This is a genomic window from Stenotrophomonas sp. 107298_Sma (genome assembly GCF_056480345.1).
Genome location: NZ_CM151094.1, coordinates 1,580,441 through 1,607,247, shown reverse-complemented (window position 1 = coordinate 1,607,247; position 26,807 = coordinate 1,580,441). Strand labels below are relative to the sequence as shown.

The window sequence follows — 26,807 nt, the reverse complement described above, 5'->3', positions numbered from 1 at the left end:
GAGCCGCGCATGCGCCGGACGCTCTTGCCTGCCTGCCTGCTACTGGCAGCCGCCCCCTTGTCTGCGGCTGCCGCCGAAGCCTGCGATGTACCGCCACGCTTTGGCCTGAGCCCCTTGGCGGTGGCCATCCGCAATACTGCCTGCAACGAACACCGTCTGTGGTACCGGCCCTTCATCGACCGTGATGGCCGCGCCGCAAGCCTCAGCGTCACCGAAGCCGAAAGCGATCACCTGGCCGACAACGGGCTGATCGCCTGGCAGCGCGTGGCCGGCTACTGGCGCAACAGCGGCACGCTCAACGCGATGGGCAGCATCGTGGGCGCCAGCAGCTGTCTGGCACCTCTGGGCACGCGCTACACCGACAGCGACTGCCGCGCCTTCCTGATCGACAACCCGTGGTCGGCCGCGTTCATTTCCTGGGTAATGGTGCAGTCCGGCGTTCCCGGCTTCAACACGTCGCCACGCCACATCGACTACATCCGTGCCGCCTACCAGGGTGGCCCGTCGGGCGTGCCCTACCGGCTGGTCGACCCCGCCACGGCCAAACCCGCGCCGGGCGACCTACTGTGCTTCCTGCGCGACCGCAGCAGCACGCTCAGCTACGGCGGGCTGGTGCAGGCGCTGGGCAACGGTTCGGTCGGCCACTGGAAGTCGCACTGCGAGGTCGTGGTCGCGGCCAATCTCGGCGGCGACCAGACCCTGTACCTGATCGGTGGCAACGTCATGAACACCGTGGCGATGCGCCTGCTGCCGCTGGACCGCACCGGACTGATCAAGCTGCCGCCCGCGCGCGAACGCAACAGCACCGGCATCGACCCCAGCTGCACGCCGGGCCGCGAGGACGAGTGCAGCTTCAACCGCCAGGACTGGGCGGCGCTGCTGCAGTTGACCGCAACTGCGCCGTCGGTGATGCCCACACCAACAGCGACGCCGATGCAGCCCTCACCCGCGCCACAGCCGGTCGTCATACCGCCGCAACCGGACTCTGGTGGCCCGCAGCCAACGCATTGAATCCGGCGCTTGATCCAGCGCGCGTTCGCCGCCATCTTTGCAGGATCGACACCTGACGGCTGACGCCATGCCCACCCTGCTGCTGTTGCTGATTGCCGGCGGAATCATCTACTTCTTCTGGAACGCCGCGCGTTCGGCTGCCGAGCGCGCGGTCGAACTGGGCCGCAACGCCTGCCGTGCCGCCGATGTGCAATGGCTGGACCAGGCGGTGCACGCTACCGGCCTGCGCCTGTCGCGCGGCGAGGACGGCCGGCTCGGTTTCGAGCGCACCTTCAAGTTCGAGTATTCCTACGATGGCATCGACCGCCATGTGGGGCGCATGGTGCTGCGCGGCGATCAGCTGATTTCGTTCACTGGCCCGGGCGCGGCGCGAATCAGCCAGATCCGCGCGGACGTGGATGATGCCGAGGACATCTAGGCGGTAGCGCCGGGCCATGCCCGGCGAGCACAGCGGCATCGGTGTGCCGACCAACGGTCGGCACCCACCCCATCTAGCCCCCACAACCTGACGGCAACCGGCGCTACGCCATCAAACGAAAAACGCCGCCCTTGAGGGGCGGCGTCGGAGAGGTTACTTGACCACGCGCAGGTTCGGGCGCCCCTTCGGCGGCGGACTGGCCGGCGGCGTATCGTCCGGTGGCGTGTCTTCGTCGTGCAGCAGTTCGTCGCTGGTCGGCGCGGTTTCGGCGCCGGGAATGTCATCCGGCAACGCCATGCCCTGCCCGGTCTCGCGGGCGTAGACGGCCAGCACGGCGCTGATCGGCACCTGCACCGGATAGCTGGTGCCAGAGAAGCGCGCCGAGAAGCTCACCATCTCGTTGTCGATCATCAGCCGCACGACGGCGCGCTCGGCGATGTTGAGCACCACCCGGCCATCCTTGACCGCCGAAGGCGGGACCTGCACGCCGGGGACGCCGGCGTCGACCAGGATGTGCGGGGTCAGCTGGTTGTCGTTGATCCATTCCACCAGCGCCCGCAGCAGGTACGGGCGGTGGCTGGTCATGTGGAAGAAGTCTTCGGTCATGCGTGAAGTGTACGCGCCCGGCGCCCTGCCTGGGCAGATCGCCTGCACGCCGGTCGGCGTGCAGACGGGTAATCGCGCACCGGATCAGACCGGCAGATCGCGCAGTTTCTTTTCCTGTTCGGTCAGGCTGCGGATGAAACCAGGGTGACGGAAGATGCGGTTGCCGTAGTCCTCGATCGCCTTGCCGTCCTTCGGCAGCGGCACATCCAGCGACTGCAGGCGCCAGATGATCGGGGCCATCGCGCAGTCGGCCAGGCTCATTTCCGGATTGAGGAAGAATTTGCTGGCCTTGAACAGTGGCAGCGAAGCCGTCAGCAATTCTTTCAGGCGCTTGCGCCCCGCTTCGGCCTGCGTCTTGTTGCCCAGCTGGATGGCCTGCACCTGCGGCACCCAATCGTGCTCGATTCGCAGCATGGCCAATCGGATGCGGGCACGCGACAGCGGATCGACCGGCATCAGCGGCGGATGCGGATAGCGCTCATCGAGGTATTCGCTGACCACCGATGCCGCGTACAGCACCAGCTCGCGCTCGACCAGGGTAGGCACCGAATGGTACGGATTGAGGTCGATCAGGTCTTCGGGCGGGTTCTGTGGATCGACCGGAACGAAGTCGAAGCTCACACCCTTGGCCGCCAGGACCAGACGTACACGGTGGCACAGTACATCGTCGTTCGAGGAAAACAGCGTCAGTGTATTGCGCATGCGTACGCTCGCCGCCATCAAAGGCTCTCCCACGACAGGAGACCGCCTGCCGCATCGGCGCCGCCGGCACCGTGCCGGCGATCGACTCCTCCCCGAGTGTGCAACCGACCATCACAAAAGCCAATAGGCCCGTGCGATGGCCGGCGGCAGAATCAGTGAACGTCCTTCCAGTATTCCTTCTTCAGCAGGTACAGCAGGAAGGTCAACAGGGCCAGGAACAGGATCACCCACACGCCCAGTTGCTGGCGCTTGAGTGCGGCCGGTTCACCGGCATATTCGAGGAAGTTGGTGATGTCACGAACTGCCTGGTCGTACTGGCCGGCATCGACCGAGCCCGGACTGTCGATGCGCAGGGCGGTCACCGGCGGGTCCATGCCCGGCGCTTCCGGCTTTCCATGCACGGCGTGCTGCAGGCCCTGCATCTCCCACAGCGGGTTGGGCATGGAGGCGTTGGCGAACAGCGCGTTGTTCCAGCCCAGTGGCCGGCTGCTGTCCAGATAGAACGACTTGAGGTAGGTGTAGACCCAGTCGCTGCCACGCACGCGCGAGATCAGGCTGAGGTCCGGCGGCATCTTGCCGAACCACTTTTCAGCGTTCTCCTTGGGCATTGCCACCGGGATCGGGTCACCGATCGCCGAGCCGGTGAAGTTGAGGTTGTTCATCACCTCTTCCTCGGTCAAGCCCAGGTCCTGCGCCATCCGCGAATAGCGCAGGTACTTCAGTGCATGGCAGCCGGAGCAGTAGTTCATGTACAGCTGCGCGCCGCGCTGCAGCGATGCGCGGTCACCGAGGTCGTTGCCGGCCTGCAGCAGTTTGGTGCCGCCTTCGGCGGCGGAGGCCAGGAAACTTCCCAGCATCAGGGTGGCCGCCAGGGCCAGCCGGACCATCCAGCGCTCAGTCATGGGTGGTCACCCTCTCCGGTACCGGCTTGGTCCTGTCCAACCGGGTCCATAGCGGCATGGTGATGAAGAACGCGAAGTACAGGAAGGTCAGCACTCGCCCGATGTAGGTCTCGTGCGCGTCGGTGCCCGGGCCGGAGCCGATCACGCCGAGCCAGACGAAGCACACCGCGAACACGCCCAGCAGCACCTTCGAGAGCACGCCGCGATAGCGGTAGGACTTCACCCGCGCGCGGTCCAGCCAGGGCACCAGGAACAGGATGGCGATGGCCGAGAACATCACCAGCACACCACCCAGCTTGTTGGGCACCACCCGCAGCATCGCGTAGTACGGGGTGTAGTACCAGACCGGCTTGATGTGCTCCGGGGTCACCAGGCGGTTGGCCTCGGTGAAGTTGTCGTGCTCCAGGAACAAGCCGCCGAATGCAGGTGCGAAGAAGATGATGAAGGCGGCGATGATCAGCAGGAAGCCGGCGCCGACGCCATCCTTGAGCGTGTAGTACGGGTGGAACGGGATGCCGTCGGCCGGTGCGTTCGGCGACCAGCGGTTGCCCTTCGGCCCCTTCTTGATCTCCACCCCGTCCGGGTTGTTCGACCCCACTTCATGCAGCGCGCCCAGATGCAGCACCACCAGCAACAGCAGCACCAGCGGTAGTGCGATGACGTGCAGTGCGAAGAAGCGGTTGAGCGTGGCGTCACTGGGCAGGTAGTCGCCCATGATCCATTCGGTCAGGCCGTTGCCGATCACCGGTATGGCGCCGAACAGCGAGATGATCACCTTGGCGCCCCAGAACGACATCTGGCCCCATGGCAGCACATAGCCCATGAAGGCTTCGGCCATCAGCACCAGATAGATCAGCATGCCGAGGATCCACACCAGCTCGCGCGGCTTCTGGTAACTGCCGTACAGCAGGCCGCGGAACATGTGCAGGTAGACCACGATGAAGAACAGCGAGGCCCCGGTGGAGTGCATGTAGCGGATCAGCCAGCCCCACTCCACGTCCCGCATGATGTATTCGATGGAACCGAACGCCTCGGCGGCGTTGGTCTTGTAGTGCATCGTCAGGAAGATGCCGGTGACGATCTGGTTGACCAGCACCAGCAGCGCCAGCGAACCGAAGTAGTACCAGATGTTGAAGTTCTTCGGCGCGTAGTACTCGCTGACGTGCTTGCGGTAGACCGGCATCAGGCCCGGTGCGCGGGCGTTGACCCAGTCGGCCACGCCGCTGGCGGTACGGCTGAGGATATTGGCCATCAGGCAGCCCCCTGCGGATCGACACCGATGATGATGGTGTTGTCGTCCTGGTAATGGTGCGCGGGCACCTTCAGGTTGATCGGCGCCGGCACGTCCTTGAAGACGCGGCCGGACATGTCGAAGCGCGACTTGTGGCAGGGGCAGAAGTAGCCGCCCTTCCACTGCGGGTCGTAGGGTTCAGGCCGGATCTCGGCGACCATCTCCGGCGAGCAGCCCAGGTGCGTGCACAGGCCGACCAGCACGGAAATGTCCGGCTTGATCGAACGCAGCTCGGGATTCTGCTTCAGCACGTAGTCCGGCTGCTGGTCCTTCTCGCCGGACTCCGGGTCCTTGAGACGGCCATCCAGCCCATGCAGCGCATCGAGGATGGCCTTGGACCGCTTGACGATCCAGATCGGCTGGCCACGCCACTCCACGATCAGGCGTTGGCCTTCCTGCAGCGCGCTGATGTCGGCCACCACAGGTGCACCGGCAAGCTTGGCCCGCGCACTGGGATTCCAGGATTTGATGAAAGGGACTGCGGTGAATCCGACGCCGACGGCGCCCACCACGGCTGTGGTGGCAGAAAGAAAACGCCGACGTCCGGTGTTGACTGGATCGTGTACCCCATCGTTTGCCATCCGGCACTCCGATATTGATTAGGTAGCTTTAAGGCTGCCAACGGTTCCGGTGGGGGCCAGAGCCGCATTGAATCATGGCCGAGTGTAGCGGAACCGTCGCGCGCCACACAACGCATTGCAACAACATTGATTGCGGGGTTGCCGGCCAGCGGCCGGCACTACCTTTCAAATGAGTGCCGACCAACGGTCGGCACCCACCAGTTAGCGGCACCTACTGGTGACTCAGGGCGGTGCGGTAACGCTCGGCCAGCTGGCCGACCCGGCGCACGTAATACTGGGTTTCGCTGTATGGCGGCACGCCACCGTGGCGGTCGACCGCGCCTTCGCCGGCGTTGTAGCCGGCGGCAGCCAGGGTCAGATCGCCGTTGAAGCGCTTCAGCAACCACGCAAGATACTGCACGCCGCCGCGGATGTTCTGTCCGGCATCGTAGGAATCACCAACCCCGAAGCGGGCGGCGGTGGGGGGCATCAGCTGCATCAGGCCCTGGGCGCCGGCGCGGCTGAGCGCGGTCGGGTTGTAGGCCGACTCGGCATGGATGATCGCGCGCACCACCGCCTCGTCGACGCCGAACTCGCGTGCGGCCGAGGTGATCTCGCTCTGGAATGCCGTGGTGTTCAAGCGCACCGTGCCGAAGTCCACGCGCGGATTGACCCCGCAGGCGTAGCAGCGCTCCATGAAGCTGTAGCGGATGGTGCGTACCGGGCCGAGATTGGCCACCTGGGTCGGCCGGGCGCTGGTGTAGTGGCGCACGCCGTCCTTCATGAAGGAATAGACCTGGCCGCTGACCATGCGGCCGCCACGCGGGGTGGCCTGGGGCGCCGGAACAGCTGCAGGTGTTGGCGTTGGTGCTGGCGCGACCACGGCCGGCGCCGCCACACCGGCCGCCACAGCGACCGGATTGCGCTCGATGCTGGCCACGGTGGCCGGAGACGGTTTCGGCGCGGAAACCACCGGGCGCGGTGCCGGGCGGCTATCGCGGCTGTAGCTGATGGTGCTGCAGCGGGCCCCGGCCACACGCTTGCTGACATAACTGGTGACGCCATCGGCGCCCTGGCACTTGTACAGGCTGCCGGCGCTGGCCGGCGCAGCGGTCAGCGCAGCGATGATGATCGCCGTTGTCCCCAGTATCCCCTTCATGGCGGCGAGTGTCCCAGCTTCGCCTGAGCTTGCCAAGCGATGCGGCTCAGGCTGTGACCGGCGCCACAGCCAGCACCTGGCCCAGCCCGGCCAAGCGCTGCGCCAGCTCGTCGCGCAGGCCTGGTGGCGTGGTCCACAGCGCCACCGGCACGCGGTCCAGGCTGAGGATCTGCGCCAGCATCATGCCGCGGCTCTCGGCGCCCATGCGCAGCAGGCAATGGTGGGCGCCATCGGCCTCCAGCACCCCGCACCACGGCGGAATGCGCCCTTCCAGCTCGGCGCGGCTGCCGGCCAGGCGCAGGATCGCCTGCAGCGCGAACGGGGCCTGGCTGACTGCCTGCCGCACCATCACATCCGGCGGTGCCGGGGTACGTCGGTGCATGCCCGGCTCGGAGCATTCGCGTACCGCGCCCATCCGGTCCACGCGCAGGGTGCGCCAGTCCTGGCGCCCCAGATCCCAGGCCAGCAGGTACCAGCGCCGACCGTAATTGACCAGATGCTGGGCCTCGACCTCGCGCTGGGTCACCGCGTCCTGCGCGCTGCGGTACTCGAAGGCCAGCCGCGCCGCCTGCCGGCAATGCAGGGCCAGCCGTCCCAGCAGCCGTGCATCGGTGGACGGAAGATCTGACAAGGTGGCCGTCGCTGCATGCACCTCGCCCGCCTGCTGGCGACGGCGGGCCGGCACCAGCGGGTCGAGCTTGGACAGCAGCCCACGCGCGGTGTCGTCGATTCCGGCGACGGTGGCCGATGCCGCACGCAGCGCGATGGCCAGGGTGGTCGCCTCCTCCTCATCCAGCAGCATCGGCAACACTGGCGCGCCGGACCCCAGCTGGTAGCCGCCGCCGACGCCGGCCGAGGCCTGCACCGGGTAACCCAGCTCGCGCAGGCGCTCGATGTCGCGGCGGATGCTGCGCCGGTCCACGCCCATGCGCTCGGCCAGTTCGGCGCCGGACCACTGGCGACGGGCCTGCAGCAGGGCGATCAGGCGCAGCAGTCGATGGGCGGTGTGGCGCATGAAGGATCGAGGACAAAAGTCGTCCGCAATAGTGCCCCAGGATGGCCTCCAGTTCACCACCCACCGCAAGGAGCAATGCCATGACGTCACGCCAGATCACCCTGTACCACGCCGCCCGTTCACGCTCGAGCGGCGCCGTGGCCCTGCTGGAAGCGCTGGGTGCCGACTACCGCATGCAGGTGCTGGACCTGAAGGCCGGCGCCAACCTGGCCCCGGCCTACCTGGCCATCAACCCGATGGGCAAGGTGCCGGCCATCGTCCACAACGGCGCCCTGGTGACCGAACAGGTGGCGATCTACCTGTACCTGGCCGACCTGTATCCGGAAGCCGGGCTGGCCCCGCCGATCGGCGACGCCCTGCGCGGCCCCTACCTGCGCTGGATGGCCTTCTACGGCGCCTGCTTCGAGCCGGCGATGATCGACAAGGCGATGCATCGCGAGCCGCCGCCGCGACTGATGTCGCCCTACAACGACGCGGAGACCGTGCTGCAGGTGATCGAAGCCCAGCTGGCGCAAGGCCCGTACCTGCTCGGCGAGACGATGAGCGCCGCCGACGTGCTGTGGGGCAATGCACTGGCCTGGACCACCGCCTTCGGCCTGGTGCAGCCGGCGCCGGCCACGGCTGACTACATCGCGCGAATGAGCGCGATGACCGCCTTTGACCGCTCGCGTCAGATCGATGCGGAGCTGGCAGCGGCTTAAGCAGCGCCCCCTTGTAGAGCCGAGCCCACGCTCGGCTTGGGTTTCAGCAGAGCCAGGCCATGCCTGGCTGCCACGTAGGTGATGGAGGAGCAGCCGAGCGTGGGCTCGGCTCTACACAGGCGCGGCGGGGGGCGCAGGATGCGGGTAGAATTGCCCGCTTTCCCGCCACCCGAATGGATTAAGCGCCATGACCGGGACGCCAGACGTCTTTCCGCCCGCCGCGCCGGGCGGTACCCCGCTCGTTGCCCTGCCCGCTGGTCCGCGCAAGCCTGACCAGGTCAAGGGCAAGCTGTACATCAAGACCCACGGTTGCCAGATGAACGAGTACGACTCGGCCAAGATGGCCGACGTGCTTGCCGCCAGCGATGGCCTGGAACTGACCGACAGCCCGGACGACGCCGACGTAATCCTGGTCAACACCTGCTCCATCCGTGAGAAGGCGCAGGAAAAGGTATTCAGCCAGCTGGGCGTGTGGAAGGGCCTGAAGAACAAGGGCCGTGAAGTCATCATCGGCGTGGGCGGCTGCGTCGCCTCGCAGGAAGGCGAAGCGATCATCAAGCGCGCGCCGTTCGTCGACCTGGTGTTCGGCCCGCAGACCCTGCACCGCCTGCCGGAACTGATCCGCGCACGGCGCGAGCAGAAGCGTCCGCAGGTGGACATCAGCTTCCCCGAGATCGAGAAGTTCGACCGCCTGCCCGAGCCGCGCGCCGACGGTGCCTCTGCCTTCGTCTCGATCATGGAAGGCTGTTCCAAGTACTGCTCGTTCTGCGTGGTGCCTTACACCCGCGGCACCGAGGTCAGCCGCCCGTTCGAGGACGTGGTGGTGGAAGTGGCGCAGCTGGCCGCGCAGGGCGTGCGCGAGATCAACCTGCTCGGCCAGAACGTCAATGCCTACCGCGGCCCGTATGGCGACGGCGAATTTGCCGACCTCGGCCTGCTGATCCGCACCATCGCCGAGATCGACGGTGTCGGTCGCATCCGCTTCACCACCTCGCACCCGCTGGAATTCAGCGATTCGCTGATCGATGCATTCCGCGACGTGCCGCAGCTGGCCAACTTCCTGCACCTGCCGGTGCAGGCCGGCAGCGACCGCGTGCTGTCGGCGATGAAGCGTGGTTACACCGCACTGGAATTCAAGTCGAAGATCCGCAAACTGCGCGCGGTGCGCCCGGACATCTCGATCAGCTCGGACTTCATCGTCGGCTTCCCCGGCGAGACCGATGCCGACTTCGAGAAGACCATGAAGCTGATCGAAGACATCGGCTTCGACCACAGCTTCTCCTTCATCTATTCGCGTCGCCCGGGCACCCCGGCTGCGGACCTGGAGGACACGATCAGCGACGCCGAGAAGCACGCACGCCTGTCGCGTCTGCAGGAACGCATCAATGCGCATGCCGCCGGCATCTCCGAGAAGATGGTCGGCACCGTGCAGACCGTGCTGGTGGAAGGTCCTTCGCGCAAGAACCCGAACGAGCTGACCGGCAAGACCGAGAACATGCGTTCGGTGAACTTCCCGGCACCGGCGCGGCTGATCGGCCAGTTCGTGGACGTGGTGATCACCGAAGCGCTGACCAATTCGCTGCGCGCGCGCGTGGTCGCGGGCTGACCGGCAGGGTCGGATCCCCGCAGGGGCTCCGACCCGTTGCACCGATCATTGGGGTCAGAGCCCCTGTGGGGATCCGACCCCGGCCACGTCAATCCAGCCGCTTGCGGAAGCGCAGGATCGCCAGCGTCATCATCACCACGATGAAGGCCAGCAGCGCCAGCGCGTCGTGCCACAGCTCCCACAGCGAGGCCCCGCGCAGCATGATGCCGCGCACCAGTCGCAGGAAATGGGTCAGCGGAAGCACCTCGGCCAGCCACTGCACCGGCCGCGGCATGCCCGCGAACGGGAACATGAAGCCCGACAGCAGGATCGACGGCAGGAACAGGAACAGAGTCATCTGCATGGCCTGGAACTGCGAGCGTGCGCGCGTGGAAATCAGCAGGCCCAACGCCAGGTTGGCCAGCACCAGCAGCACCGCCGCCAGGTAGATGTCCAACAGGCTGCCGCGGATCGGCACCTGGAACAGCCATGTGCCAAGCAGCAGCACCAGCGTAGTCTGCAGCAGGCCGATGGCCGCATAGGGCAGCACCTTGCCGACCATCAGTTCGCTGCGTGACACCGGCGTGGCGATCAGCAGTTCCATGTTGCCGCGCTCGCGTTCGCGCACCACCGCCACGGCAGTGAACATCACCAGGGTCATGGTCAGGATCACCCCGATCAGGCCCGGCACGATGTTCACTGCCGAACGCCGCTGCGGGTTGTAGAAACTGGTCACACTGATCGGACCACCGGCGATGCTGCCTTCGCGTAGTGGCCGCGTGTTGCTGGTCGGTCGTGTCTCCAGCGGCACCTGCGCCAGCTGGATCGCCGCGCTCTGTACAACCGTGTCGCTGCCATCGACCAGCACCTGTACCGCCTCGCGTCCATCGAAACGGCGCCGCTCGAAGTCGGCCGGCACCACGATGCCGACACTGATCTCGCCACGGCGCAACGCCTGCATCAGCTCATCAGGCGTGTAGGTGTCGCTGCGCGGCGTGATCACACCAGTGGCCACCATGTCCTGCACCAGCGCACGCGACGCCGCACTGTTGGCCTGGTCGGCGACACCGGCGTTGAGATGGCGCAGGTTGAGATTGATCGCGTAGCCGAACAGCAGCAGCTGCATTACCGGAATGCCGACGATCATCGCCAGCGTGATGCGGTCGCGGCGCAGCTGCCGCAGTTCCTTGAGCATGATCGCCCACAGCCGGCGCAGGTTCATGCCGCCGGCTCCCGGCCGCGGCCGCGGGTGGCGGCCACGAAGACGTCTTCCAGGTTCGGCGCCACCGGCTCAATGCTGGCCTGCGGATCGGCACCGGCCAGTGCATGGCGCAGCTCAGCAACATCTGCCATCTCCTCACTGCACAGCACGCGAAGCTGAGTGCCGATCTGCGCCACGCTCAGCACGCCAGGCAATGCGGCCAGCGCGCGGCTGGCCTGACGCGGTTGCACCGACGTGACCTGCAACGTGCGGCCTTGCAGCTGTGCACACAGCTCGTCCGGCGTGCCGTCGGCCACCAGTGCGCCACGATCGAGAATCGCCAGCCGGTGGCAGCGCTCGGCCTCGTCCATGTAATGGGTTGAAACCAGCACGGTGGTACCGGCGTCGGCCAGCTCGAACAGGGCCTCCCAGAAATCGCGGCGCGATTCCGGATCGACCGCACTGGTCGGCTCGTCCAGGAACAGCAGTTCCGGCCCATGTATCACCGCACCGGCCAGCGCCAGGCGCTGCTTCTGCCCACCGCTGAGGGTGCCGGCCAACTGCGGCTGCCGGTCCTGCAGGCGGTACTGCTGCAGCAGCGCTTCGATCCGCTGTCGGGCCTGCGCGCGCGGCAGGTCCTGGATGGCGGCGAGGAATTCCAGGTTCTCGCGCACCGACAGGTCTTCGTACAGCGAGAAGCGCTGGGTCATGTAGCCGATGCGCCGGCGCAGCGCCTCTGCCTGCTCGGGCACTGCCAGTCCCAGCACCTCGATCTGCCCTGCGCTGGGTTCCAGCAGGCCGCACAGCATGCGGATGGTGGTCGACTTGCCGGACCCGTTCGGGCCCAGGAAGCCGTAGACCTGGCCGCGCGGCACGGTCAGGTCGACGTTGTCCACGGCCAGAAGTTCGCCGAAGCGACGCGTCAGCCCTCGTGCGCGGACCGCGATGTCCTCACTGGTGTTCAGAAGCGCACCTGCACCGGCAACCCGGCCGGGAGCTTCTGCATGTCCGCAGCCTCGTCCACTTCGATCTCGGCCAGATAGCTCAAGCGCGCGACGTCGTCGCCGGTCAGTGCGTAGTACGGCGTGAACGAGGGCTCGCTGCGGATCGAACGCACGCGCCCCTTCAGCACGGTGCCGCCCCCTTCCAACTGCACCTGTGCGGCCTGCCCCACGGTGACCTGCAGGCGCAGCGGCTGCGGCAGGTAGACACGCGCGTAGGGACGCTCGCCGACCAGCATCACCGCCAGCGGTGCGCCGATGGGGGCCTGGTCACCCTGCCGATACGGCAAGGCATCGACCACGCCATCGCGTGGCGCGCGCAGCTGCAGCTTCTGCAGATTGACCCCCTGCACGACCTGTTGTGCCTGTGCGGCTTCGGCGGTGGCCTGGCCCTGGGCGATGTCCTGCAAGCGACTGCCGTGCACCAGCTCCAGCCAGGCCTGCTCGGCAGCATGCACGCTGGCCTCGGCATTGCCGGCGGCGGCGCGTGCGCGGTCCAGTTCGGCGGCGGCGATCAGGCGCTGCTGCGCCAACGGCTGCACCCGGCGGTAGTAGGCACTGGCCTCGGCGGCCTGTGCGCGCAATGCGGTCAGCTGTGCCTTTGCCTGCGCGATCTGCTCCTGGCGCGGTCCGATCTTCAGTTCTTCCAGTTGCGCCTGCGCTCGGGCCGTGTCGGCCTGAGCGGCAGCGAACTGCGCGTCGCCGCGGGCCGGGTCGAGCTGCATCAGCACCGCGCCGGCCTTGACCTGCTGGCCTTCGTGCACGTCCACCGTGGCGATTACTTCGGCTGCCGGCGCCGGCACCGTGATCCGGTCCCATTCCAGCGTGCCCAGTGCGATGGGCGGTGCCTGCCCACACCCTGCCAGCAGACCGATGCCTACCAGCCCAATTCGACGCATGCCGTTGCACATATCCATGCCAGCCCCTACTGCGACGGCGCTACGGTGCCATGTGCTCCGTGCACCCACAATGATCCCGATCAGCCCTGACGGTTTTTTCACCACGGCGTGGCGAAGCCCTTGCGACAAGGGTCTGAGCCACCTATCCACAGGTTGATTCAGCATCATTCCACAGCGGGTGTGGAAAACCGGCACGGCACGCTGCCGTTGCTCGCCTGGCAGTGGAACATGCGCTGCCATCACGATGAATCCCGGAGTGCGCTGCGAAGTAGCCTCCTTGCGACGCGTTTGTCCTTTCGATGCGGGAGCCCTTGCGGCCGTGACGATTTTTTCACCACCTTCTCATGAGGCTTGTGGCACAAGCACTGCAGAGGTCTATCCACAGGTTTCCTCAGCTCCCGTCCACACCGGGTGTGGAAAACGCTGTATCGCCCTCCTGCTGGCCGTGCGCCCCGTGCGCGCGCTACCCTTGTCCTCCCTGAATACACTGCGGTGGAAGGCTTCCGCCCCACCCAAAGCAATGAAAAGCATCGATCATCGAGACTTCACCCTGTCGCCGGAAGACAACGAGCGATTGGCCAACCTGTGCGGCCCCTTCGATGGCCACCTGCGCCAGATCGAGCTGAAGCTCGGCGTGGAGATCGCCAACCGTGGCTTCGTGTTCCGCATCAGCGGGCCGAACGAGGCCATCGTCGAGGCGCAGAAGCTGGTCGAGGCGCTGTACGCCGAAGCCGGTGAGACCACCTTCGACAACCACGCCATCCATCTGCGCCTGGCGCAGGCCAATGTCGAGCAGATCGCCGAGCGCTCCTACGAAGCACAGGACGTGGCAATCAAGGTCAAGCGCGGCACGGTGCGCGGACGTGGCGCCAACCAGAGCCGCTACCTGCACCAGATCGCCAGCCACGACATCAACTTCGGTATCGGCCCGGCCGGCACCGGCAAGACCTTCCTGGCCGTAGCCAGCGCGGTCGAGGCGCTGAACGAGTCGCGGGTGCAGCGGCTGATCCTGGTGCGCCCGGCAGTGGAAGCCGGCGAGAAGCTGGGCTTCCTGCCCGGCGACCTGAGCCAGAAGGTCGACCCCTACCTGCGACCGCTGTACGACGCCCTGTACGAGATGATGGGTGTGGAAAAGGTGGTGAAGCTGCTCGAGCGCAACGTCATCGAGATCGCACCGCTGGCCTACATGCGCGGCCGCACGCTCAACGATGCATTCGTGATCCTGGACGAAGCACAGAACACCACCATCGAGCAGATGAAGATGTTCCTGACCCGCCTGGGCTATGGCTCGACCGCAGTGGTCACCGGTGACCTGACCCAGACCGATCTGCCCAAGCATGTGAAGTCCGGCCTTCGCGATGCCATCGATGTGCTGCGCGAGGTCGAGGGCGTGAGCTTCACCTTCTTCGAATCCCGCGACGTGGTGCGCCACCCGCTGGTGGCGCGTATCGTCAGTGCCTACGACCGCCGCGACCTGCATCAGATCCAACCTGGAGCAACTCCATGACCCGTGGTCCCGTGCGACTGGACGTCGCCGTCAGTTACGCCCTGCCGCGTGCCGGCCTGCCGGCGGCCGTCAGCTTCCGCAAGTGGGTGGCCGCTGCGCTGAAGGGCCGCATCCGCGAGGCCGACCTGGCCATCCGCGTGGTCGATGCCAAGGAGGGGCAGTCGCTGAACCGCCATTACCGTGGCAAGGACTACGCCACCAACGTGCTCAGCTTCCCGGCCGAAGTGCCCGAAGGCCTGCCCAAGGGCGTGAAGTTCCCACTGCTCGGTGACCTGGTGATCTGCGCACCGGTGGTGGCCCGCGAGGCCGACGAACAGGGCAAGGCGCTCAACGCGCACTACGCGCACCTGACCGTGCACGGCGTGCTGCACCTGCTCGGCTGGGACCACGAAGACGACAAGGAAGCCGAGGCGATGGAACAGCTGGAGCGTGACATCCTGGCCGAGCTCGGCATCGCCGATCCGTACGCTGGCGAGCGCTGAGCGGGAAACGCCCCCAATGCCCCATGCCGGGGGCCAGAAACCGGAGGAACAAGGATGACCTCGCACGGCAGCTTCATTCCGTTTCTGATTGGCGCCAGCCTGTTTGCCGTCCTGGTGGTGCTCGGTGCCTATGCCGTTCAACGCATCGGCGCCCGTGATCCCGCCGGCAGCCACTGGCTGCTGCGCGGCCTGGCCCTGCTGTCGCCCGTCTGTCTGCTGATCGGGCTGGCGATCGGCTTGATCGGCCCGCATCTCACCGGCGAACGCGAGCCGGTCCATCTTCCCGGAATGTGGGAAACGTCGATGGTGCTGGTGCTGGTGGGTGCACTGACCCTTCCGGTCCTGTGGCGAATGATCCTGCACCGCCGTCTGGGCCGCTCCGTAAACGCGCTGCCGTTCTTCCATGCCAGCCGCACCGCGCTGCTGGTGCTGTTCGTGCTGGCCGTGATCTACATGAAAGTGGCCAGGATCGCGGCAGCGGAACTGATGCCCTGGCTGACCAGCCCGGGCCTGTGGCCGACCGTGGCGCGCATCGCGGGGCAGTTGATGCAGGTCGCCATGCTTGCGGTCGTGCTGACCCTGTCGCTGATGGTCGTACGGCGGGCGATGGTCGGCTTCCTGCGCCTTCTCACCCGGCCTTCCGGGCGTTCGCCGGAGCTATGATGGCGGCCCCCGACCACGGAAACCGCTCGTGTCATTGCGCTGCTGCCTGCCCCTGCTGTGTGCCCTTGCGGCCCCGTCTGCCGTCGCCTCCAGCCTGGACCTGCCGGCGCTGATCGAATGCCGCCAGGGTATGGCCGAGTACGCCGCACTGGCACCGCTGCTGGCCGACCCGCTGAAAGCCGTGGCCCAGGGCCTGCAGCCGCTGCCGCAGGGCAACCAGTTCATGAGCGAGTACCGCCTGGCCCAGCCGATCAGCGTATTTGGCACAGTCACCGAGCGGGTGGCCGTGGCCGGCGCCAGCATCATGGCCGTCCTCGACCAGGCCGACCCGCGGCCGCTGGCCAAGCAGCTGGAACTGGAGACCGGCTACGACCAGGACGGCAAGTTCATGGCCGGGCGCGAGCTGGTCAGCCGCGATATGACCGACCCGAAGACCGGCGAGGCCCAGATCGAGTCGATCATCCTCAGCGTCTCCACCGTGGCCTCCCACCCCGGCAAGACCCTGGCCGGCTGCACCTACAGCCTGGACCTGCCCGAGGAGGAAGCCCCCCGGCCCGAACTGGCCCCGCCGCCGATCACTGGACCGGGCAGCGTCGGTAACTGACAGGCCGCCACATCCTGCTAGACTTGGGCCAACGCCCGGCCTGCCGGGTGCCTTTTTTCCAGAGATGTCAGAAGACGACAGTAGTAGCTCCCCCGCGGAGCACAGTGAAAAGAAGCGCGGCTGGCTTGAACGCCTGACCTCCGCCTTCTCCGGCGAACCCCACACCCGCGACGAACTGGTCGCTGTCCTGCACACCGCGCAGGAAGAGGGTCTGATTGCCGCCGATACCCTGAAGATGATGGAAGGCGCCATTTCGGTGGCCGAGCTGACCGTGGGCGACGTGATGATTTCGCGCTCGCAGATGGTCTCGCTGCCGGTCGAAGCGCCCTTCCTGGAACTGATGAAGCAGGTGGTCGAATCCGGCCATTCGCGCTTCCCGGTGCACGGCGAGAACAAGGACGACATCCTTGGCATCCTGCTGGCCAAGGACCTGCTGCGCGGCGTGGTTGCCGACAACGGCCCGGCCAACGTGCGTGAGCTGCTGCGCCCGGCGGTGCTGATTCCGGAGGCCAAGAAGCTCAACGTGCTTCTCAAGGAGTTCCGCCTGTCGCGCAACCACATGGCCATCGTGGTCGACGAGTACGGCGGTGTCGCCGGCCTGGTCACCATCGAAGACGTGCTGGAACAGATCGTCGGCGACATCGACGACGAGCATGACGAAGCTGAAGATCCCTCGGCACAGATCGCCATCCAGTCCGACGGCCAGTACGTGGTCGACGCGCTGACCCCGATCGGCGACTTCAACGAGCGATTCGGCGCGACGTTCTCCGACGAAGACTACGACACCATCGGCGGCCTGGTCACCGAGGCCGTGGGCCATCTGCCGGAAGTCGGTGACGAGCTGGCGCTGGACCGTTTCATGTTCCGTGTGGCCCGCGCCGATGCGCGCCGGGTGCAGGCCTTCCACGTGACCGTGCTGCCGCCGGACGCGCAGGACGACGCTTGAAGCGCCGCGGCCTGATCCTGACGCTGTGGCTGGCACTGTGCGTGCTGGCCATGGGCCTGCCGCTGGCCGCCTTCGCGCAGCCTGCGGCAGCCGCGCCTGCCGTACCCGCGACCCACGCCGAAGCCCCTGCCCCGCGCATCGGCGTGGTGACCATGCAGCCGGGCACGGTGTTCTTCGAACGCTTCGGCCATGACGCCATCGTGGTGCTTGATCCGGTCAGCGGCGAGGCGACCTCCTACAACTTCGGCTACTTCGACCCGTCCGAGGACGATTTCATCAGCCGCTTCGCACGCGGCGACATGATGTATTACCTGGTGGCGCTGCCGTTGCAGCAGGACCTGTCGTACTACGACGAGACCGGCCGTGGCGCCAGCGTGCAGTGGCTGGACCTGCGCCCGGACCAGGCACGTGCGCTGGCCGCCGATCTGGCCGAGCGGGCCAAGCCGGAAAACGCGCGCTACCACTACGACTACTACACCGCCAACTGCGCGACGATGGTGCGCGACACGGTGGACAAGGCACTCGGCGGTGGCCTGCACTCGCAGCTGTCGGGCCGCTCGCGTGGCAATACCTACCGCAGTGAATCGGTTCGCCTGGCATCGCCGGCACCGTGGATGTGGCTGGGCTTCGATGTAGGCCTTGGGCCGTTCGCCGACCAGCCGCTGTCGCGCTGGCAGGAAGCCTTCGTGCCGATGCGCCTGGCAGATGCACTGCGCCAGGCACGCAACAGCGATGGCCGTCCGCTGGTGCAGTCCGAACAGGAACTGCTGCCGCACCGCATCGACCCGGAGCCGAAGGAGTTCGCACGCCGTTGGTGGCCGTGGCTGCTGTGCGGCCTGGTAATCGCCGCTGGCGTGCTGGCGCTGCGCAACCGCCCGCGCCTGCTGGCGGGGCTGGCCCTGCCGTTCTGGCTGCTGTGCGCCCTGTTCGGTGGCGTGCTGGTGTTCCTGTGGGGCTTCAGCATCCACTACGCCGCATGGGCCAACCGCAACCTGCTGTTGCTCTCGCCGCTGGCGGTGCTGCTGCTGCCGGGTGCGATCGCCCTGCTGCGCCGACGTGTGCCGGGCCGCATGTTCAGGATCGTGCTGTGGCTGCTGGCGGTACAGGCCGTAGCCGCGCTGGTGCTGCACTGGCTGAGCCTGCAGGCGCAGTACAACGTGCAGTGGATCGTGCTGCTGCTGCCGGTCCATGTGGCCCTGGCCTGGGTACTGGGCCGGCGTCCTCACTTGTCGGAAACACGGCACTGACGCACGATGGCGGGCATGTCATTGCCCGCCTCCGCTTCCGCACCTGCTTCGGCCAACCCCGCCTGCGTCATCAACTGCGTCCACTACGATGACGAGGGCAAACGCCACGACATCAGCCTGGATGCCATCAGCGACGTCATCGCCAGTGGCAACGGCTTCGTCTGGGTCGGCCTGTACGACCCCAACGACGATGTGCTGCTGAAACTGCAGGAGGAATTCTGCCTGCACGACCTGGCCATCGAGGATGCGCGCAACGCGCACCAGCGGCCCAAGGTCGAAACCTACGGCAACTCAATGTTCGTGGTGGTGACCACCGCGCAGATGGTCGACGAGCGTATCCAGTACGGCGAAACCCACGCCTTCCTCGGCCCGCGCTTCCTGGTCACGGTGCGCCATGGTGCTTCGCTGTCCTATGCACCTGTGCGCGCACGCGTGGAACGCGAGCCGCAGCTGCTGAAGATGGGCCCGTCGTACTGCCTGTACGCAGTGGCCGACTTCGTGGTCGACAACTACCTGCCCATCGTGCACCGCTTCCGCGACACCCTGGACCTGCTGGAAAAGGACATCTTTGCGGACAACTACAAGCGCAGCACGGTGGTGCGGCTGTACGAGCTCAAGCGCGAACTGAACAAGATGCGGATGGCGGTGGCGCCACTGCAGGACGTACTGGCTCAGCTGCGCCGCTACCAGGGCGAACTGATCCCCGACGAAGTGAAGCTGTACATCCGCGACGTGCACGACCACGCAGTACGCATCAGCGATGTGATCGACACCCTGCGCGAGATGCTGGGCACCGCACTGAGCGTAAACCTGTCGCTGGTGACGCTGGCGCAGGGCGAGACGGTGAAGCGGCTGGGTGCATGGGCGGCGCTGCTGGCGGCGCCGACGCTGATCACCAGCTGGTACGGCATGAACTTCAGCCACATGCCGGAGCTGAGCGAACCGTGGTCCTACCCGCTGATGATCGTGGGCGTGGGTGGCGTGTGCGTGGGGTTGTACCGGTTGTTCAAGCGCGCGAAGTGGTTGTAGCCCGCTTTGGGTAGTGCCGGCCGCGGGCCGGCAACCAGGCAATGCCGGCCAGCGGCCGGCACTACCCTTCGGCATCAAGCCACGTAGACGGTCTTGATGTTCATGAACTCATGGATGCCGTGGTCGGCCAGTTCACGGCCGAAACCGGACTGCTTGCTGCCACCGAACGGCAAGCGCGCATCGCTCTTGACGATGGCGTTGACGAACGCCGCGCCGCATTCCATGCGTTGCGCGAAACGTTCGCCGCGCACTGGATCGCGCGTCCACACGCTGCCGCCCAGGCCAAAACGGGTGTCGTTGGCCACGCGCAGCGCCTCGGCCTCGTCCTTGACCCGGATCACCGCAGCGACCGGACCGAACAGTTCCTCGTCGTAGGCAGGCATGCCCGGGCCGACCTGATCGAGCACGGTGGCCGGATAGCCGGCATGCGTGCCCGCAATCGGCTCACCACCCACCAGCACCCGCGCGCCCTTGGCCACACTGGCCTGCACCTGCTTGTGCAGTTCGTCGCGTAGATCAGCGCGGGCCATGGGTGCCAGCGTGGTGCCGCGCTCGCCGGGATCACCGTATTGGCGCTCGCCCGCAGCTTCAACGAAACGACGGGTGAACTCATCGGCCACCGCGTCCACCACGATGAAGCGCTTGGCCGCGATGCAGGTCTGACCGCTGTTGTCGAAACGCGACTTCACCGCCGTCGCCACGGTCTTGTCGAGGTCGGCATCGTCTAGCACCACGAAGGCATCGCTGCCCCCGAGCTCCATCACCGACTTCTTCAGCTGGCTGCCCGCGTTGGACGCAATCGAGCGCCCTGCCCGTTCGCTGCCAGTCAGGGTCACCGCCTTTACCCGTGCATCGCGCAGCACGTCGGCCGCCTGGTCGTTGTCGATGTGCAGTACATCGAACACGCCATCCGGCAGGCCACCGTCACGGCATACCGCCAGGATCAGGTCGGCACACTGGGGCACATTGCTGGCGTGCTTGAGCAGGGCCACGTTGCCGGCCATGAACGCCGGAGCGAGGAAACGGAACACCTGCCAGATCGGGAAATTCCACGGCATCACCGCGAACACGCAGCCGATCGGCTCGTAGCGCACATAGCTGCGCTGGGCTTCGGTGTCGATCAGCTGCGGCTTGAGGTAATCGGCGGCGTGGTCGGCGTAGAACTCGCAGGCCGCCGCGCACTTGTCGACCTCGGCCAACGCCTCTGCCTTGAGCTTGCCCATCTCGTGGGTCATCGCCTGCTGCAGATCATCGCGGCGCGCACGCAGTTGGCCAGCGATCTGCTTGAGGATCGCCCCCCGTTCCTGCAGCGAGCGCTCGGCCCAGCCGGGGAATGCATCGGCGGCGGCCTGCAGGCGCTGCTCGATGTCGGCAGCACCCATCAGTTCATGGCGGTAGGTCACCTGGCCGGTGGCCGGGTCGACAATCTCGACGGTCATGGGGGATCTCCATCTGGTAGACCCCCATTGTGCGCCGCCGGCCGTGAGCCGGATGTTGCCGACGCTGTCGACAAACCGTGTGCTCAGCCGTTGTCCTGGCGTGCCAGCTGCAGGTCGCGCTGGCGCCGTTTCTCGGCACGCGCGTTGATGTACCAGCCGATCACCGCGGCGATCGACACCGCCGACACCAGCAGGGTGGCCAACGCGTTGATCTTCGGGCTGATGCCCATGCGCACCGAGGCGAACACCTTCATCGGCAGCGTAGTCGAGCCCGGCGTGGCGACGAAGCTGGCCACCACCACGTCATCCAGCGACAGGGTGAACGCCAGCAGCCAACCGGCCACCAGCGCCGGTGCGATGATCGGCAGGGTGATGCGCCCGAACACGGTCAGCCGGCTCGCGCCCAGGTCCATTGCGGCTTCTTCCAGCGACAGGTCCATTTCCTGCAGGCGCGAGGACACCACCACGGTGACGAAGCACAGGGTGAAGGTGACGTGGGCAATCCAGATGGTGGTCAAGCCACGTGCCGGGAAGCCGGGAATCGCACCCATCGAGGCCAGCAGCGCCATCAGCGAGAAGCCGAGGATCACATCCGGCATCACCAGCGGCGCGGTCACCAGCGCGCCGAACAGCGGCTTGCCACGGAAGCGCTTGAAGCGCGTCATCACCATCGCCGCCAGCGTGCCCAGCACGGTGGCGGTACAGGCGGTCCAGAACGCAACCACCAGGCTGGTCCACATCGCATCCATCAGCGCGCGGTCGGCGAACAGGTCGCTGTAGGCGCGGGTAGAGAACCCTGCCCAGACCATCGCCAGCCGCGAGCTGTTGAACGAATAGAACATCAACAACAGGATCGGCAGGTACAGGAAGGCAAAGCCGAGCAGCAGCACGCCCAGCCCCAGGCCCTTGGCGGAACGCGGGCTCATGCCTGCTTCCCTTCCAGCAGGCGCTGCTGGGACCGGTTGAACAGCAGGATAGGCACCAGCAGCAACAGAATCATCGCCACCGCCATCGCCGAGGCGCCCGGCCAATTGCGGTTGTTGAAAAATTCATTCCACAGCTGGCGGCCAACCATCAGCGTTTCCGAGCCACCCAGCATTTCCGGAATCACGAATTCGCCAATCGCCGGGATCATCACCAGCATGCAACCGGCGATGATGCCGGCCTTGGACAGCGGCAGGGTGATGCGCAGGAACGCCTGCCACGGCTTGGCACCGAGGTCGTAGGCCGCTTCCAGCAGGCGGTGATCGTGCTTGACCAGGTTGGCGTACAGCGGCAGCACCATGAACGGCAGGTAGCAGTAGACAATGCCGATGTAAGCGGCGGTCGGGGTGTCGATCAGCTGCAGCTTGGGCAGGCCCATGCTGGTCATCAACGATTGCAGGCCGGTGAACTGCAGGAACTGGTCGAGCAGGCCGTTGCGGTCCAGGATCGCCTTCCACGCATACACGCGGATCAGGAACGAGGTCCACGACGGCAGCACCACCAGCATCATTGCCACGTTGCGCGCGGCCGGCGACAGGCGGGCGATGGCATAGGCCATCGGGTAGCCGATCAGCAGGGTCAGGAAAGTGGAGATGGCCGCGATCTTGATCGAGCTCAGGAAGGCCTGCGCATAGATCGAGTCGCGGAACAGGGCCAGGTAGTTCTCGAGGTTGAGCTTGAGCGAGAACGCGCCGTCCACGTACTGCAGCAGCCAGGTGTACGGCGGCGAGCCGACCCGGCTGTGCGAGAAGCTGATCATCAGCACGATCAGGAACGGCACCGCGAAGAACAGCAGCAGCCACAGGTACGGAATACCGATCACCGTGGCACGCAGCCCCGGCAGCCAGCGCTTCAGGCCGGCGACGCTCATGAGGTCAGCACCACGCCATCGTTGTCGCGCCAATGCACCCACACTTCGTCGCCCCAGGTCAGGCCATCGCTGGCCCAGCGCTGCGAGTTGGCGAAGTTGGCCAGCACCTTGGCGCCGCTGGGCAGCCGCACGTGGTAGACCGAGTGGCTGCCGAAGTAGGCGATGTCTTCGATCACGCCCTGCGCCTTGTTGGTGTGCCCTTCCGGCTCGTCCTTGCCGATCATCACCTTCTCGGGGCGCAGCGCGAACGCAACCGGTTGCCCTTCATAGCAGGTGATGCCATGGGCGATGTAGATCGGCGCGGGGAACAGCGGGGTGCGCACGGTCACGTACTCGGGCAGGTCCTCGTCGATCACGCCGTCGAAGGAATTGACTGAACCGATGAAGCCCGCGACGAAGCGGTTGGCCGGCTGCTCGTAAACCTCGTCCGGCTTGCCGACCTGCTGGATCCAGCCGGCATCCATCACTGCGATGCGGGTGGCCATGGTCATCGCTTCTTCCTGGTCGTGGGTGACCATCACACAGGTCACGCCCGACGATTCGATGATGCTGACCAGTTCAAGCTGCATCTGCGAGCGCAGCTTCTTGTCCAGCGCGCCCATCGGCTCGTCCAGCAGCAGCAGCTTCGGCCCCTTGGCCAGCGACCGCGCCAGCGCCACGCGCTGCTGCTGGCCGCCGGACAGCTGGTGCGGCTTGCGCTTGCCCAGGTGACCCATCTGCACCAGGTCCAGCATCTCGCCCACGCGCTTGCTGATCGCGTCCTTTGCCATCCCGTCCTGCTTCAGGCCGAAGGCGATGTTCTGCTCGACCGTCATGTGCGGGAACAGGGCGTAGGACTGGAACATCATGTTGACCGGCCGCTGGTACGGCGGCAGCGCGTCCAGGCGCTGGCCATCGAGGGTGATGCTGCCCTTGGTAGGCGTCTCAAAGCCGCCGAGGCAGCGCAGCAGGGTCGATTTACCACTGCCGGAGCCACCGAGCAGGGCAAAGATCTCGCCCTTGCGCACGTCCAGATTGACGTCGTCGACGGCGACGAAACCGTCGAATTCCTTGCGCAGGTCACGAATGGAGAGATAGCCGGGCGCACCGGTCGTGTCGACGACGGCGGCTACCGGCTGGGCTTCAACGGGCATGGGGGCTCCGGGAGCGGGCGGTGGACAGCGGCCGCCATTCTAACGGCCGGTGGGCGCAGGGGATATGACGGCGGCAGGCGGAAGCGGCCGCTGGCCGGCTCCGGGGCTCCGAGGGGTGTCGGTTTTCCCCGCAATGGTGGCCTGTCCGCTCAAAGGCCGCGGCTCGCCCGGACGCCCATGCCGCCGTCCCGACCAGACAGCACGGGCGACGGCCCGTTCTGCAACGTTTTTCAGAACCGGATCTGTTGAAGGCACGGGGCATTCCCCGCGCAATGGCCCTGATCAAGGCCTTGCATGGACCCACCCTGGTGATTTCCCCGGACAACCCCTCCCCCTTCCTGCCCCGCCTACCGGACTCCCTGCCTGCCAGGCTGCCGCTGGTCATCATCGGCGCCGGCCAGGCCGGGCTGTCCCTCAGCGCGCTCCTGCAGGAGGCCGGAATCGAGCATCGCGTGCTGGAGGCCGAAACCGTGGGCGCCAGCTGGCAACGGCGCTGGGACTCGTTCCAGACCAACACCGCCAACGCGACGATGGCCCTGCACGGCCACGCTTACGCGGGCGATGACCCGGAAGGCTTCATGGGGGCCTCGGAGGTGATCCGGCGGCTGCGCGACTATGCCCGCGAGCGCTCGTTGCCGATCAACGAGGGATGTGGGGTACGTCGGGTCGCACCTGAGTCCGGTGCCTACGCCATCGACAGCAGCCAGGGGCCGATCCACGCCCGCGCAGTGGTGGTCGCCACCGGTGAATACCGCCGCGCGCGGATGCCCAGGGTCCCTTTCGCGCCCGCGCCGGGTCTGACGGTGCTGCACTCCGGCGACTACCGCAGCCCCCGCCAGCTGCCCGACGGCGGCGTGCTGGTCATCGGTGGCGGCCAGTCCGGTGCGCAGATCACCCAGGACCTGCGCGACAGCGGTCGCAGCGTGTACTGGTCACTGGCCCAGCGGCATTCGCATACCCGCCGGCTGCGCGGCAAGGACTCGATGACCTGGTGGGACATGGCCGGGCGCATCCACCAGCACGTGAGTGAAGCGGCCGCCGTACTGGCCGGCGAACCGGATGCGCTGCGCATGGCCCGCACCGCGGAGTTCCCGCTGATTTCCGGGAAGGGAAGTGCCGGCCTGGGGAGCTCGATCAGCCTGCTGGCGATGCACCGCGCGGGCATCAGACTGTTGGGCCGGTTGCAGGGCTTCGAAGGAAACGTCGCCCGCTTCGCCGATGTGCGCCCGCAGCTGCATACCGCGATCAAGGCCACGCGCGCCGAGTATGCCTATCTCGATTCGCTGGCCAGCGCGTACTACGCCACGCGGCCCGAACCGCGTACCGACGATGCCCGCTACATTCCCGAAGAGGTCTATCTGCACTGGGAGCCGGACGCCGCTCCGCTTGAACTGGATCTGCAGGCGGAAGGCATCCGCTCGGTGGTGCTGGCCACCGGCTTCGTTGCCGAATGGCCGTGGCTCGACGTGCGGGGCGCGCTGGATGCACACGGCTATCCGCTCGGCGAGTTTGGCGTTTCCCCGCAGCCGGGGCTGTTCTTCATCGGCATGCACAACCTGCAGCGGATGAGTTCGTCGTTCCTGTGCAACGGCGGCCGCGATGCGCGCGACCTGTTGCCGGCGATCCTGCGACACCTTGGCCAGGGCGGCGGTACCGCGCCGGGCCAAGGATGAAGCAATCCGACGGGCATGGCCCGCCGGCGCCAGACCGGCTTAACGGCCGGTCTTCACCTCGGTCCACAGCCGGGTGTAGAGCTTGTCGGTCTCCGGCGTGTTGATCGAGTACGTGAACATCTTCTCGGCCACGTCGGCCGGCGGGTAGATGGTCGGGTCGGTGCGGATCGCTTCATCCACCAGCGGGGTCGCAGCCGGCACCGGGTTGGCGTAGTGGATGAAGTTGGTGTTGGCCGCGGCAACCTTCGGCTGCAGCAGGTAGTTGATGAACGCGTACGCGGCTTCCGGATGCTTGGCATCCTTCGGGATCGCCAGCATGTCGAACCACTGCGGGGCGCCTTCCTTCGGGATCGAGTAGGCCACGTGCACGCCATTGCTGGCTTCCTCGGCGCGGTCGCGGGCCTGGATGATGTCACCCGACCAGCCGACCACCAGGCAAGTGCCGCCATTGGCCAGCGAACCCACGTACTGCGAGGAGTGGAAGTTCTGCACGTACGGGCGGATCGACTTCAGCAGATCGGCCGCCTTCTGCAGCTCGGCCGGATCACCGCTGTGCGGGTCCAAGCCCAGGTAGTGCAGCGCGATCGGGATCATGTCCGCCGGCGTGTCCAGGATGGTCACGCCGCAGTCCTTCATCTTGCTGATGTTCTCCGGCTTGAACACCAGGTCCCAGCTGTTGGCGATGTCGGCGCTGCCGCCGAAGCGTTCCTTCAGCATCTCCACGTTGTAGCCGATGCCGGTAGTGCCGATCATGTACGGCACGCCGTACTGGTTGTCCGGATCCTGGGTGGCGATGCGCTTCATCACCGCCGGGTCGAGGTTGGCCAGGTTGGGAATCTTGCTCTTGTCCAGCGGCAGGAACACGCCGGCCTGGATCTGGCGACCGAAGAAGTTCAGCGTCGGCACCACCACGTCGTAGCCGCTGTTGCCGGCCAGCAGCTTGGTCTCGACCATCTCATCGCTGTCGAACACATCGTAGGTCACCTTGATCCCGCTCTCCTTCTCGAAGGTCGGGATGGTGTCCTCGGCGATGTAGTCGCTGTAGTTGTAGACGTTCAGGACCTGGCTGTCCTGCGCGCCGCCGTTGCCACCGCTGCAGGCGGCAAGCATGGCGGAGGCCAGGCCGAGCGTGAGGATACGCAGCTTCATCGGGTGCTCCAGAATGCGGGAAGGGGGGC

27 protein-coding genes are annotated in these 26,807 nt (G+C 66.5%); 12 read left to right on the top strand and 15 right to left on the bottom strand.

The features are described from left to right. The first annotated feature begins 9 nt into the window (after positions 1–9). Both ACZK2G_RS07490 and ACZK2G_RS07485 read left to right on the top strand, forming a co-directional pair. Positions 10–1,011: a DUF2272 domain-containing protein gene (locus tag ACZK2G_RS07490; protein ID WP_478475091.1), complete on the top strand. Its 1,002-nt coding sequence runs from the start codon at positions 10–12 to the stop codon at positions 1,009–1,011. A gap of 67 nt (positions 1,012–1,078) precedes the next feature. Next, positions 1,079–1,429, top strand: a complete 351-nt coding sequence (locus tag ACZK2G_RS07485) for a DUF3301 domain-containing protein (RefSeq protein WP_012510594.1) — start codon at positions 1,079–1,081, stop codon at positions 1,427–1,429. 153 nt (positions 1,430–1,582) lie between these two features. On the opposite strand, the gene ACZK2G_RS07480 is transcribed toward ACZK2G_RS07485, so the two are convergent. From ACZK2G_RS07480 to ACZK2G_RS07450, 7 genes are all read right to left on the bottom strand, one after another. Beyond that, positions 1,583–2,035 (bottom strand): ClpXP protease specificity-enhancing factor, encoded by a 453-nt coding sequence (locus tag ACZK2G_RS07480; RefSeq protein ID WP_046983322.1) that lies wholly within the window; start codon positions 2,033–2,035, stop codon positions 1,583–1,585. Between the two features lie 84 nt (positions 2,036–2,119). Then, positions 2,120–2,755: a glutathione S-transferase N-terminal domain-containing protein gene (locus ACZK2G_RS07475; RefSeq protein ID WP_046983323.1), complete on the bottom strand. Its 636-nt coding sequence runs from the start codon at positions 2,753–2,755 to the stop codon at positions 2,120–2,122. A gap of 134 nt (positions 2,756–2,889) precedes the next feature. Beyond that, complete coding sequence (locus ACZK2G_RS07470; protein ID WP_046983324.1) at positions 2,890–3,639, bottom strand: cytochrome c1; 750 nt, start codon at positions 3,637–3,639, stop codon at positions 2,890–2,892. Further along, positions 3,632–4,891 carry a cytochrome b gene (locus ACZK2G_RS07465; protein ID WP_046983325.1) on the bottom strand — a complete coding sequence of 420 codons (1,260 nt, stop codon included), beginning with the start codon at positions 4,889–4,891 and terminating at the stop codon, positions 3,632–3,634. The genes ACZK2G_RS07470 and ACZK2G_RS07465 overlap by 8 nt, the downstream gene beginning before the upstream one ends. Continuing rightward, on the bottom strand, positions 4,891–5,511 hold the full coding sequence (petA, locus tag ACZK2G_RS07460) for a ubiquinol-cytochrome c reductase iron-sulfur subunit (RefSeq protein ID WP_004151998.1): 621 nt from the start codon (positions 5,509–5,511) through the stop codon (positions 4,891–4,893). The genes ACZK2G_RS07465 and petA overlap by 1 nt, the downstream gene beginning before the upstream one ends. Positions 5,512–5,722: 211 nt before the next feature. Then, positions 5,723–6,649, bottom strand: coding sequence for a lytic transglycosylase domain-containing protein (locus tag ACZK2G_RS07455; RefSeq protein WP_478475087.1), 927 nt, complete (start codon positions 6,647–6,649; stop codon positions 5,723–5,725). 46 nt (positions 6,650–6,695) lie between these two features. Then, a complete protein-coding gene (locus tag ACZK2G_RS07450) occupies positions 6,696–7,664 on the bottom strand; it encodes a helix-turn-helix transcriptional regulator (protein ID WP_046983327.1) in 969 nt (322 codons plus the stop codon). A gap of 80 nt (positions 7,665–7,744) precedes the next feature. Between ACZK2G_RS07450 and ACZK2G_RS07445 the strand changes: the two genes are divergently transcribed. Together ACZK2G_RS07445 and miaB are read left to right on the top strand one after the other, a co-directional pair. Continuing rightward, complete coding sequence (locus ACZK2G_RS07445) at positions 7,745–8,365, top strand: glutathione S-transferase family protein (RefSeq protein WP_012510589.1); 621 nt, start codon at positions 7,745–7,747, stop codon at positions 8,363–8,365. A 187-nt stretch (positions 8,366–8,552) separates the two neighbouring features. Next, positions 8,553–9,971 carry a tRNA (N6-isopentenyl adenosine(37)-C2)-methylthiotransferase MiaB gene (gene miaB, locus ACZK2G_RS07440; RefSeq protein WP_136638778.1) on the top strand — a complete coding sequence of 473 codons (1,419 nt, stop codon included), beginning with the start codon at positions 8,553–8,555 and terminating at the stop codon, positions 9,969–9,971. 88 nt (positions 9,972–10,059) lie between these two features. On the opposite strand, the gene ACZK2G_RS07435 is transcribed toward miaB, so the two are convergent. The 3 genes from ACZK2G_RS07435 to ACZK2G_RS07425 all read right to left on the bottom strand — a co-directional run bounded on the left by ACZK2G_RS07435 (position 10,060) and on the right by ACZK2G_RS07425 (position 13,069). Further along, positions 10,060–11,172 (bottom strand): ABC transporter permease, encoded by a 1,113-nt coding sequence (locus tag ACZK2G_RS07435; RefSeq protein ID WP_046983329.1) that lies wholly within the window; start codon positions 11,170–11,172, stop codon positions 10,060–10,062. After that, positions 11,169–12,047 (bottom strand): ABC transporter ATP-binding protein, encoded by an 879-nt coding sequence (locus tag ACZK2G_RS07430; protein ID WP_046983330.1) that lies wholly within the window; start codon positions 12,045–12,047, stop codon positions 11,169–11,171. Before ACZK2G_RS07430 ends, ACZK2G_RS07435 begins: the two co-directional genes overlap by 4 nt. Positions 12,048–12,112: 65 nt before the next feature. Beyond that, positions 12,113–13,069, bottom strand: a complete 957-nt coding sequence (locus ACZK2G_RS07425) for an HlyD family secretion protein (protein ID WP_478475084.1) — start codon at positions 13,067–13,069, stop codon at positions 12,113–12,115. A gap of 502 nt (positions 13,070–13,571) precedes the next feature. Here ACZK2G_RS07425 and ACZK2G_RS07420 point away from each other — a divergent pair. The 7 genes from ACZK2G_RS07420 (at position 13,572) to ACZK2G_RS07390 (ending at position 19,529) form a co-directional block, all read left to right on the top strand. Beyond that, on the top strand, positions 13,572–14,558 hold the full coding sequence (locus tag ACZK2G_RS07420) for a PhoH family protein (RefSeq protein ID WP_032969420.1): 987 nt from the start codon (positions 13,572–13,574) through the stop codon (positions 14,556–14,558). Further along, complete coding sequence (ybeY, locus tag ACZK2G_RS07415; RefSeq protein WP_019659039.1) at positions 14,555–15,040, top strand: rRNA maturation RNase YbeY; 486 nt, start codon at positions 14,555–14,557, stop codon at positions 15,038–15,040. Before ACZK2G_RS07420 ends, ybeY begins: the two co-directional genes overlap by 4 nt. A 54-nt stretch (positions 15,041–15,094) precedes the next feature. Continuing rightward, the gene (locus tag ACZK2G_RS07410; RefSeq protein WP_136638779.1) at positions 15,095–15,703 is read left to right on the top strand and encodes a hypothetical protein; all 609 of its coding nucleotides are present in this window, start codon (positions 15,095–15,097) and stop codon (positions 15,701–15,703) included. 28 nt (positions 15,704–15,731) lie between these two features. Then, complete coding sequence (locus tag ACZK2G_RS07405) at positions 15,732–16,307, top strand: hypothetical protein (RefSeq protein ID WP_136638780.1); 576 nt, start codon at positions 15,732–15,734, stop codon at positions 16,305–16,307. Between the two features lie 64 nt (positions 16,308–16,371). Continuing rightward, positions 16,372–17,253: a CorC family transporter gene (locus ACZK2G_RS07400; protein WP_004151956.1), complete on the top strand. Its 882-nt coding sequence runs from the start codon at positions 16,372–16,374 to the stop codon at positions 17,251–17,253. Beyond that, positions 17,250–18,500 carry a lipoprotein N-acyltransferase Lnb domain-containing protein gene (locus ACZK2G_RS07395; protein ID WP_136638781.1) on the top strand — a complete coding sequence of 417 codons (1,251 nt, stop codon included), beginning with the start codon at positions 17,250–17,252 and terminating at the stop codon, positions 18,498–18,500. Before ACZK2G_RS07400 ends, ACZK2G_RS07395 begins: the two co-directional genes overlap by 4 nt. Before the next feature lie 6 nt (positions 18,501–18,506). After that, on the top strand, positions 18,507–19,529 hold the full coding sequence (locus tag ACZK2G_RS07390) for a magnesium and cobalt transport protein CorA (RefSeq protein WP_046983335.1): 1,023 nt from the start codon (positions 18,507–18,509) through the stop codon (positions 19,527–19,529). Positions 19,530–19,603: 74 nt separating this feature from the next. Here ACZK2G_RS07390 and ACZK2G_RS07385 read toward each other — a convergent pair whose 3' ends face one another. From ACZK2G_RS07385 to ACZK2G_RS07370, 4 genes are all read right to left on the bottom strand, one after another. Continuing rightward, complete coding sequence (locus ACZK2G_RS07385; protein ID WP_046983336.1) at positions 19,604–20,968, bottom strand: NAD-dependent succinate-semialdehyde dehydrogenase; 1,365 nt, start codon at positions 20,966–20,968, stop codon at positions 19,604–19,606. 83 nt (positions 20,969–21,051) lie between these two features. After that, on the bottom strand, positions 21,052–21,894 hold the full coding sequence (locus tag ACZK2G_RS07380; RefSeq protein ID WP_008267688.1) for an ABC transporter permease subunit: 843 nt from the start codon (positions 21,892–21,894) through the stop codon (positions 21,052–21,054). Continuing rightward, positions 21,891–22,823 carry an ABC transporter permease subunit gene (locus ACZK2G_RS07375; protein ID WP_012510577.1) on the bottom strand — a complete coding sequence of 311 codons (933 nt, stop codon included), beginning with the start codon at positions 22,821–22,823 and terminating at the stop codon, positions 21,891–21,893. Before ACZK2G_RS07375 ends, ACZK2G_RS07380 begins: the two co-directional genes overlap by 4 nt. Next, complete coding sequence (locus ACZK2G_RS07370; RefSeq protein WP_046983338.1) at positions 22,820–23,956, bottom strand: ABC transporter ATP-binding protein; 1,137 nt, start codon at positions 23,954–23,956, stop codon at positions 22,820–22,822. Before ACZK2G_RS07370 ends, ACZK2G_RS07375 begins: the two co-directional genes overlap by 4 nt. 272 nt (positions 23,957–24,228) lie before the next feature. Between ACZK2G_RS07370 and ACZK2G_RS07365 the strand changes: the two genes are divergently transcribed. Then, on the top strand, positions 24,229–25,629 hold the full coding sequence (locus ACZK2G_RS07365) for a flavin-containing monooxygenase (protein ID WP_295379776.1): 1,401 nt from the start codon (positions 24,229–24,231) through the stop codon (positions 25,627–25,629). A gap of 39 nt (positions 25,630–25,668) precedes the next feature. Here ACZK2G_RS07365 and ACZK2G_RS07360 read toward each other — a convergent pair whose 3' ends face one another. Continuing rightward, positions 25,669–26,778, bottom strand: coding sequence for a polyamine ABC transporter substrate-binding protein (locus ACZK2G_RS07360; RefSeq protein WP_295379778.1), 1,110 nt, complete (start codon positions 26,776–26,778; stop codon positions 25,669–25,671). Positions 26,779–26,807 lie beyond the last annotated feature (29 nt).

Excerpts from the sequence above, each read along its gene's own strand:
- ACZK2G_RS07490 (WP_478475091.1), top strand. The coding sequence starts at position 10 with ATGCGCCGGACGCTCTTGCCTGCCTGCCTGCTACTGGCAGCCGCCCCC.
- ACZK2G_RS07485 (WP_012510594.1), top strand. The coding sequence starts at position 1,079 with ATGCCCACCCTGCTGCTGTTGCTGATTGCCGGCGGAATCATCTACTTC.
- ACZK2G_RS07480 (WP_046983322.1), bottom strand. The coding sequence starts at position 2,035 with ATGACCGAAGACTTCTTCCACATGACCAGCCACCGCCCGTACCTGCTG.
- ACZK2G_RS07475 (WP_046983323.1), bottom strand. The coding sequence starts at position 2,755 with ATGGCGGCGAGCGTACGCATGCGCAATACACTGACGCTGTTTTCCTCG.
- ACZK2G_RS07470 (WP_046983324.1), bottom strand. The coding sequence starts at position 3,639 with ATGACTGAGCGCTGGATGGTCCGGCTGGCCCTGGCGGCCACCCTGATG.
- ACZK2G_RS07465 (WP_046983325.1), bottom strand. The coding sequence starts at position 4,891 with ATGGCCAATATCCTCAGCCGTACCGCCAGCGGCGTGGCCGACTGGGTC.
- petA (WP_004151998.1), bottom strand. The coding sequence starts at position 5,511 with ATGGCAAACGATGGGGTACACGATCCAGTCAACACCGGACGTCGGCGT.
- ACZK2G_RS07455 (WP_478475087.1), bottom strand. The coding sequence starts at position 6,649 with ATGAAGGGGATACTGGGGACAACGGCGATCATCATCGCTGCGCTGACC.
- ACZK2G_RS07450 (WP_046983327.1), bottom strand. The coding sequence starts at position 7,664 with ATGCGCCACACCGCCCATCGACTGCTGCGCCTGATCGCCCTGCTGCAG.
- ACZK2G_RS07445 (WP_012510589.1), top strand. The coding sequence starts at position 7,745 with ATGACGTCACGCCAGATCACCCTGTACCACGCCGCCCGTTCACGCTCG.
- miaB (WP_136638778.1), top strand. The coding sequence starts at position 8,553 with ATGACCGGGACGCCAGACGTCTTTCCGCCCGCCGCGCCGGGCGGTACC.
- ACZK2G_RS07435 (WP_046983329.1), bottom strand. The coding sequence starts at position 11,172 with ATGAACCTGCGCCGGCTGTGGGCGATCATGCTCAAGGAACTGCGGCAG.
- ACZK2G_RS07425 (WP_478475084.1), bottom strand. The coding sequence starts at position 13,069 with ATGGATATGTGCAACGGCATGCGTCGAATTGGGCTGGTAGGCATCGGT.
- ACZK2G_RS07420 (WP_032969420.1), top strand. The coding sequence starts at position 13,572 with ATGAAAAGCATCGATCATCGAGACTTCACCCTGTCGCCGGAAGACAAC.
- ybeY (WP_019659039.1), top strand. The coding sequence starts at position 14,555 with ATGACCCGTGGTCCCGTGCGACTGGACGTCGCCGTCAGTTACGCCCTG.
- ACZK2G_RS07410 (WP_136638779.1), top strand. The coding sequence starts at position 15,095 with ATGACCTCGCACGGCAGCTTCATTCCGTTTCTGATTGGCGCCAGCCTG.
- ACZK2G_RS07400 (WP_004151956.1), top strand. The coding sequence starts at position 16,372 with ATGTCAGAAGACGACAGTAGTAGCTCCCCCGCGGAGCACAGTGAAAAG.
- ACZK2G_RS07390 (WP_046983335.1), top strand. The coding sequence starts at position 18,507 with ATGGCGGGCATGTCATTGCCCGCCTCCGCTTCCGCACCTGCTTCGGCC.
- ACZK2G_RS07385 (WP_046983336.1), bottom strand. The coding sequence starts at position 20,968 with ATGACCGTCGAGATTGTCGACCCGGCCACCGGCCAGGTGACCTACCGC.
- ACZK2G_RS07380 (WP_008267688.1), bottom strand. The coding sequence starts at position 21,894 with ATGAGCCCGCGTTCCGCCAAGGGCCTGGGGCTGGGCGTGCTGCTGCTC.
- ACZK2G_RS07375 (WP_012510577.1), bottom strand. The coding sequence starts at position 22,823 with ATGAGCGTCGCCGGCCTGAAGCGCTGGCTGCCGGGGCTGCGTGCCACG.
- ACZK2G_RS07370 (WP_046983338.1), bottom strand. The coding sequence starts at position 23,956 with ATGCCCGTTGAAGCCCAGCCGGTAGCCGCCGTCGTCGACACGACCGGT.
- ACZK2G_RS07365 (WP_295379776.1), top strand. The coding sequence starts at position 24,229 with ATGGCCCTGATCAAGGCCTTGCATGGACCCACCCTGGTGATTTCCCCG.
- ACZK2G_RS07360 (WP_295379778.1), bottom strand. The coding sequence starts at position 26,778 with ATGAAGCTGCGTATCCTCACGCTCGGCCTGGCCTCCGCCATGCTTGCC.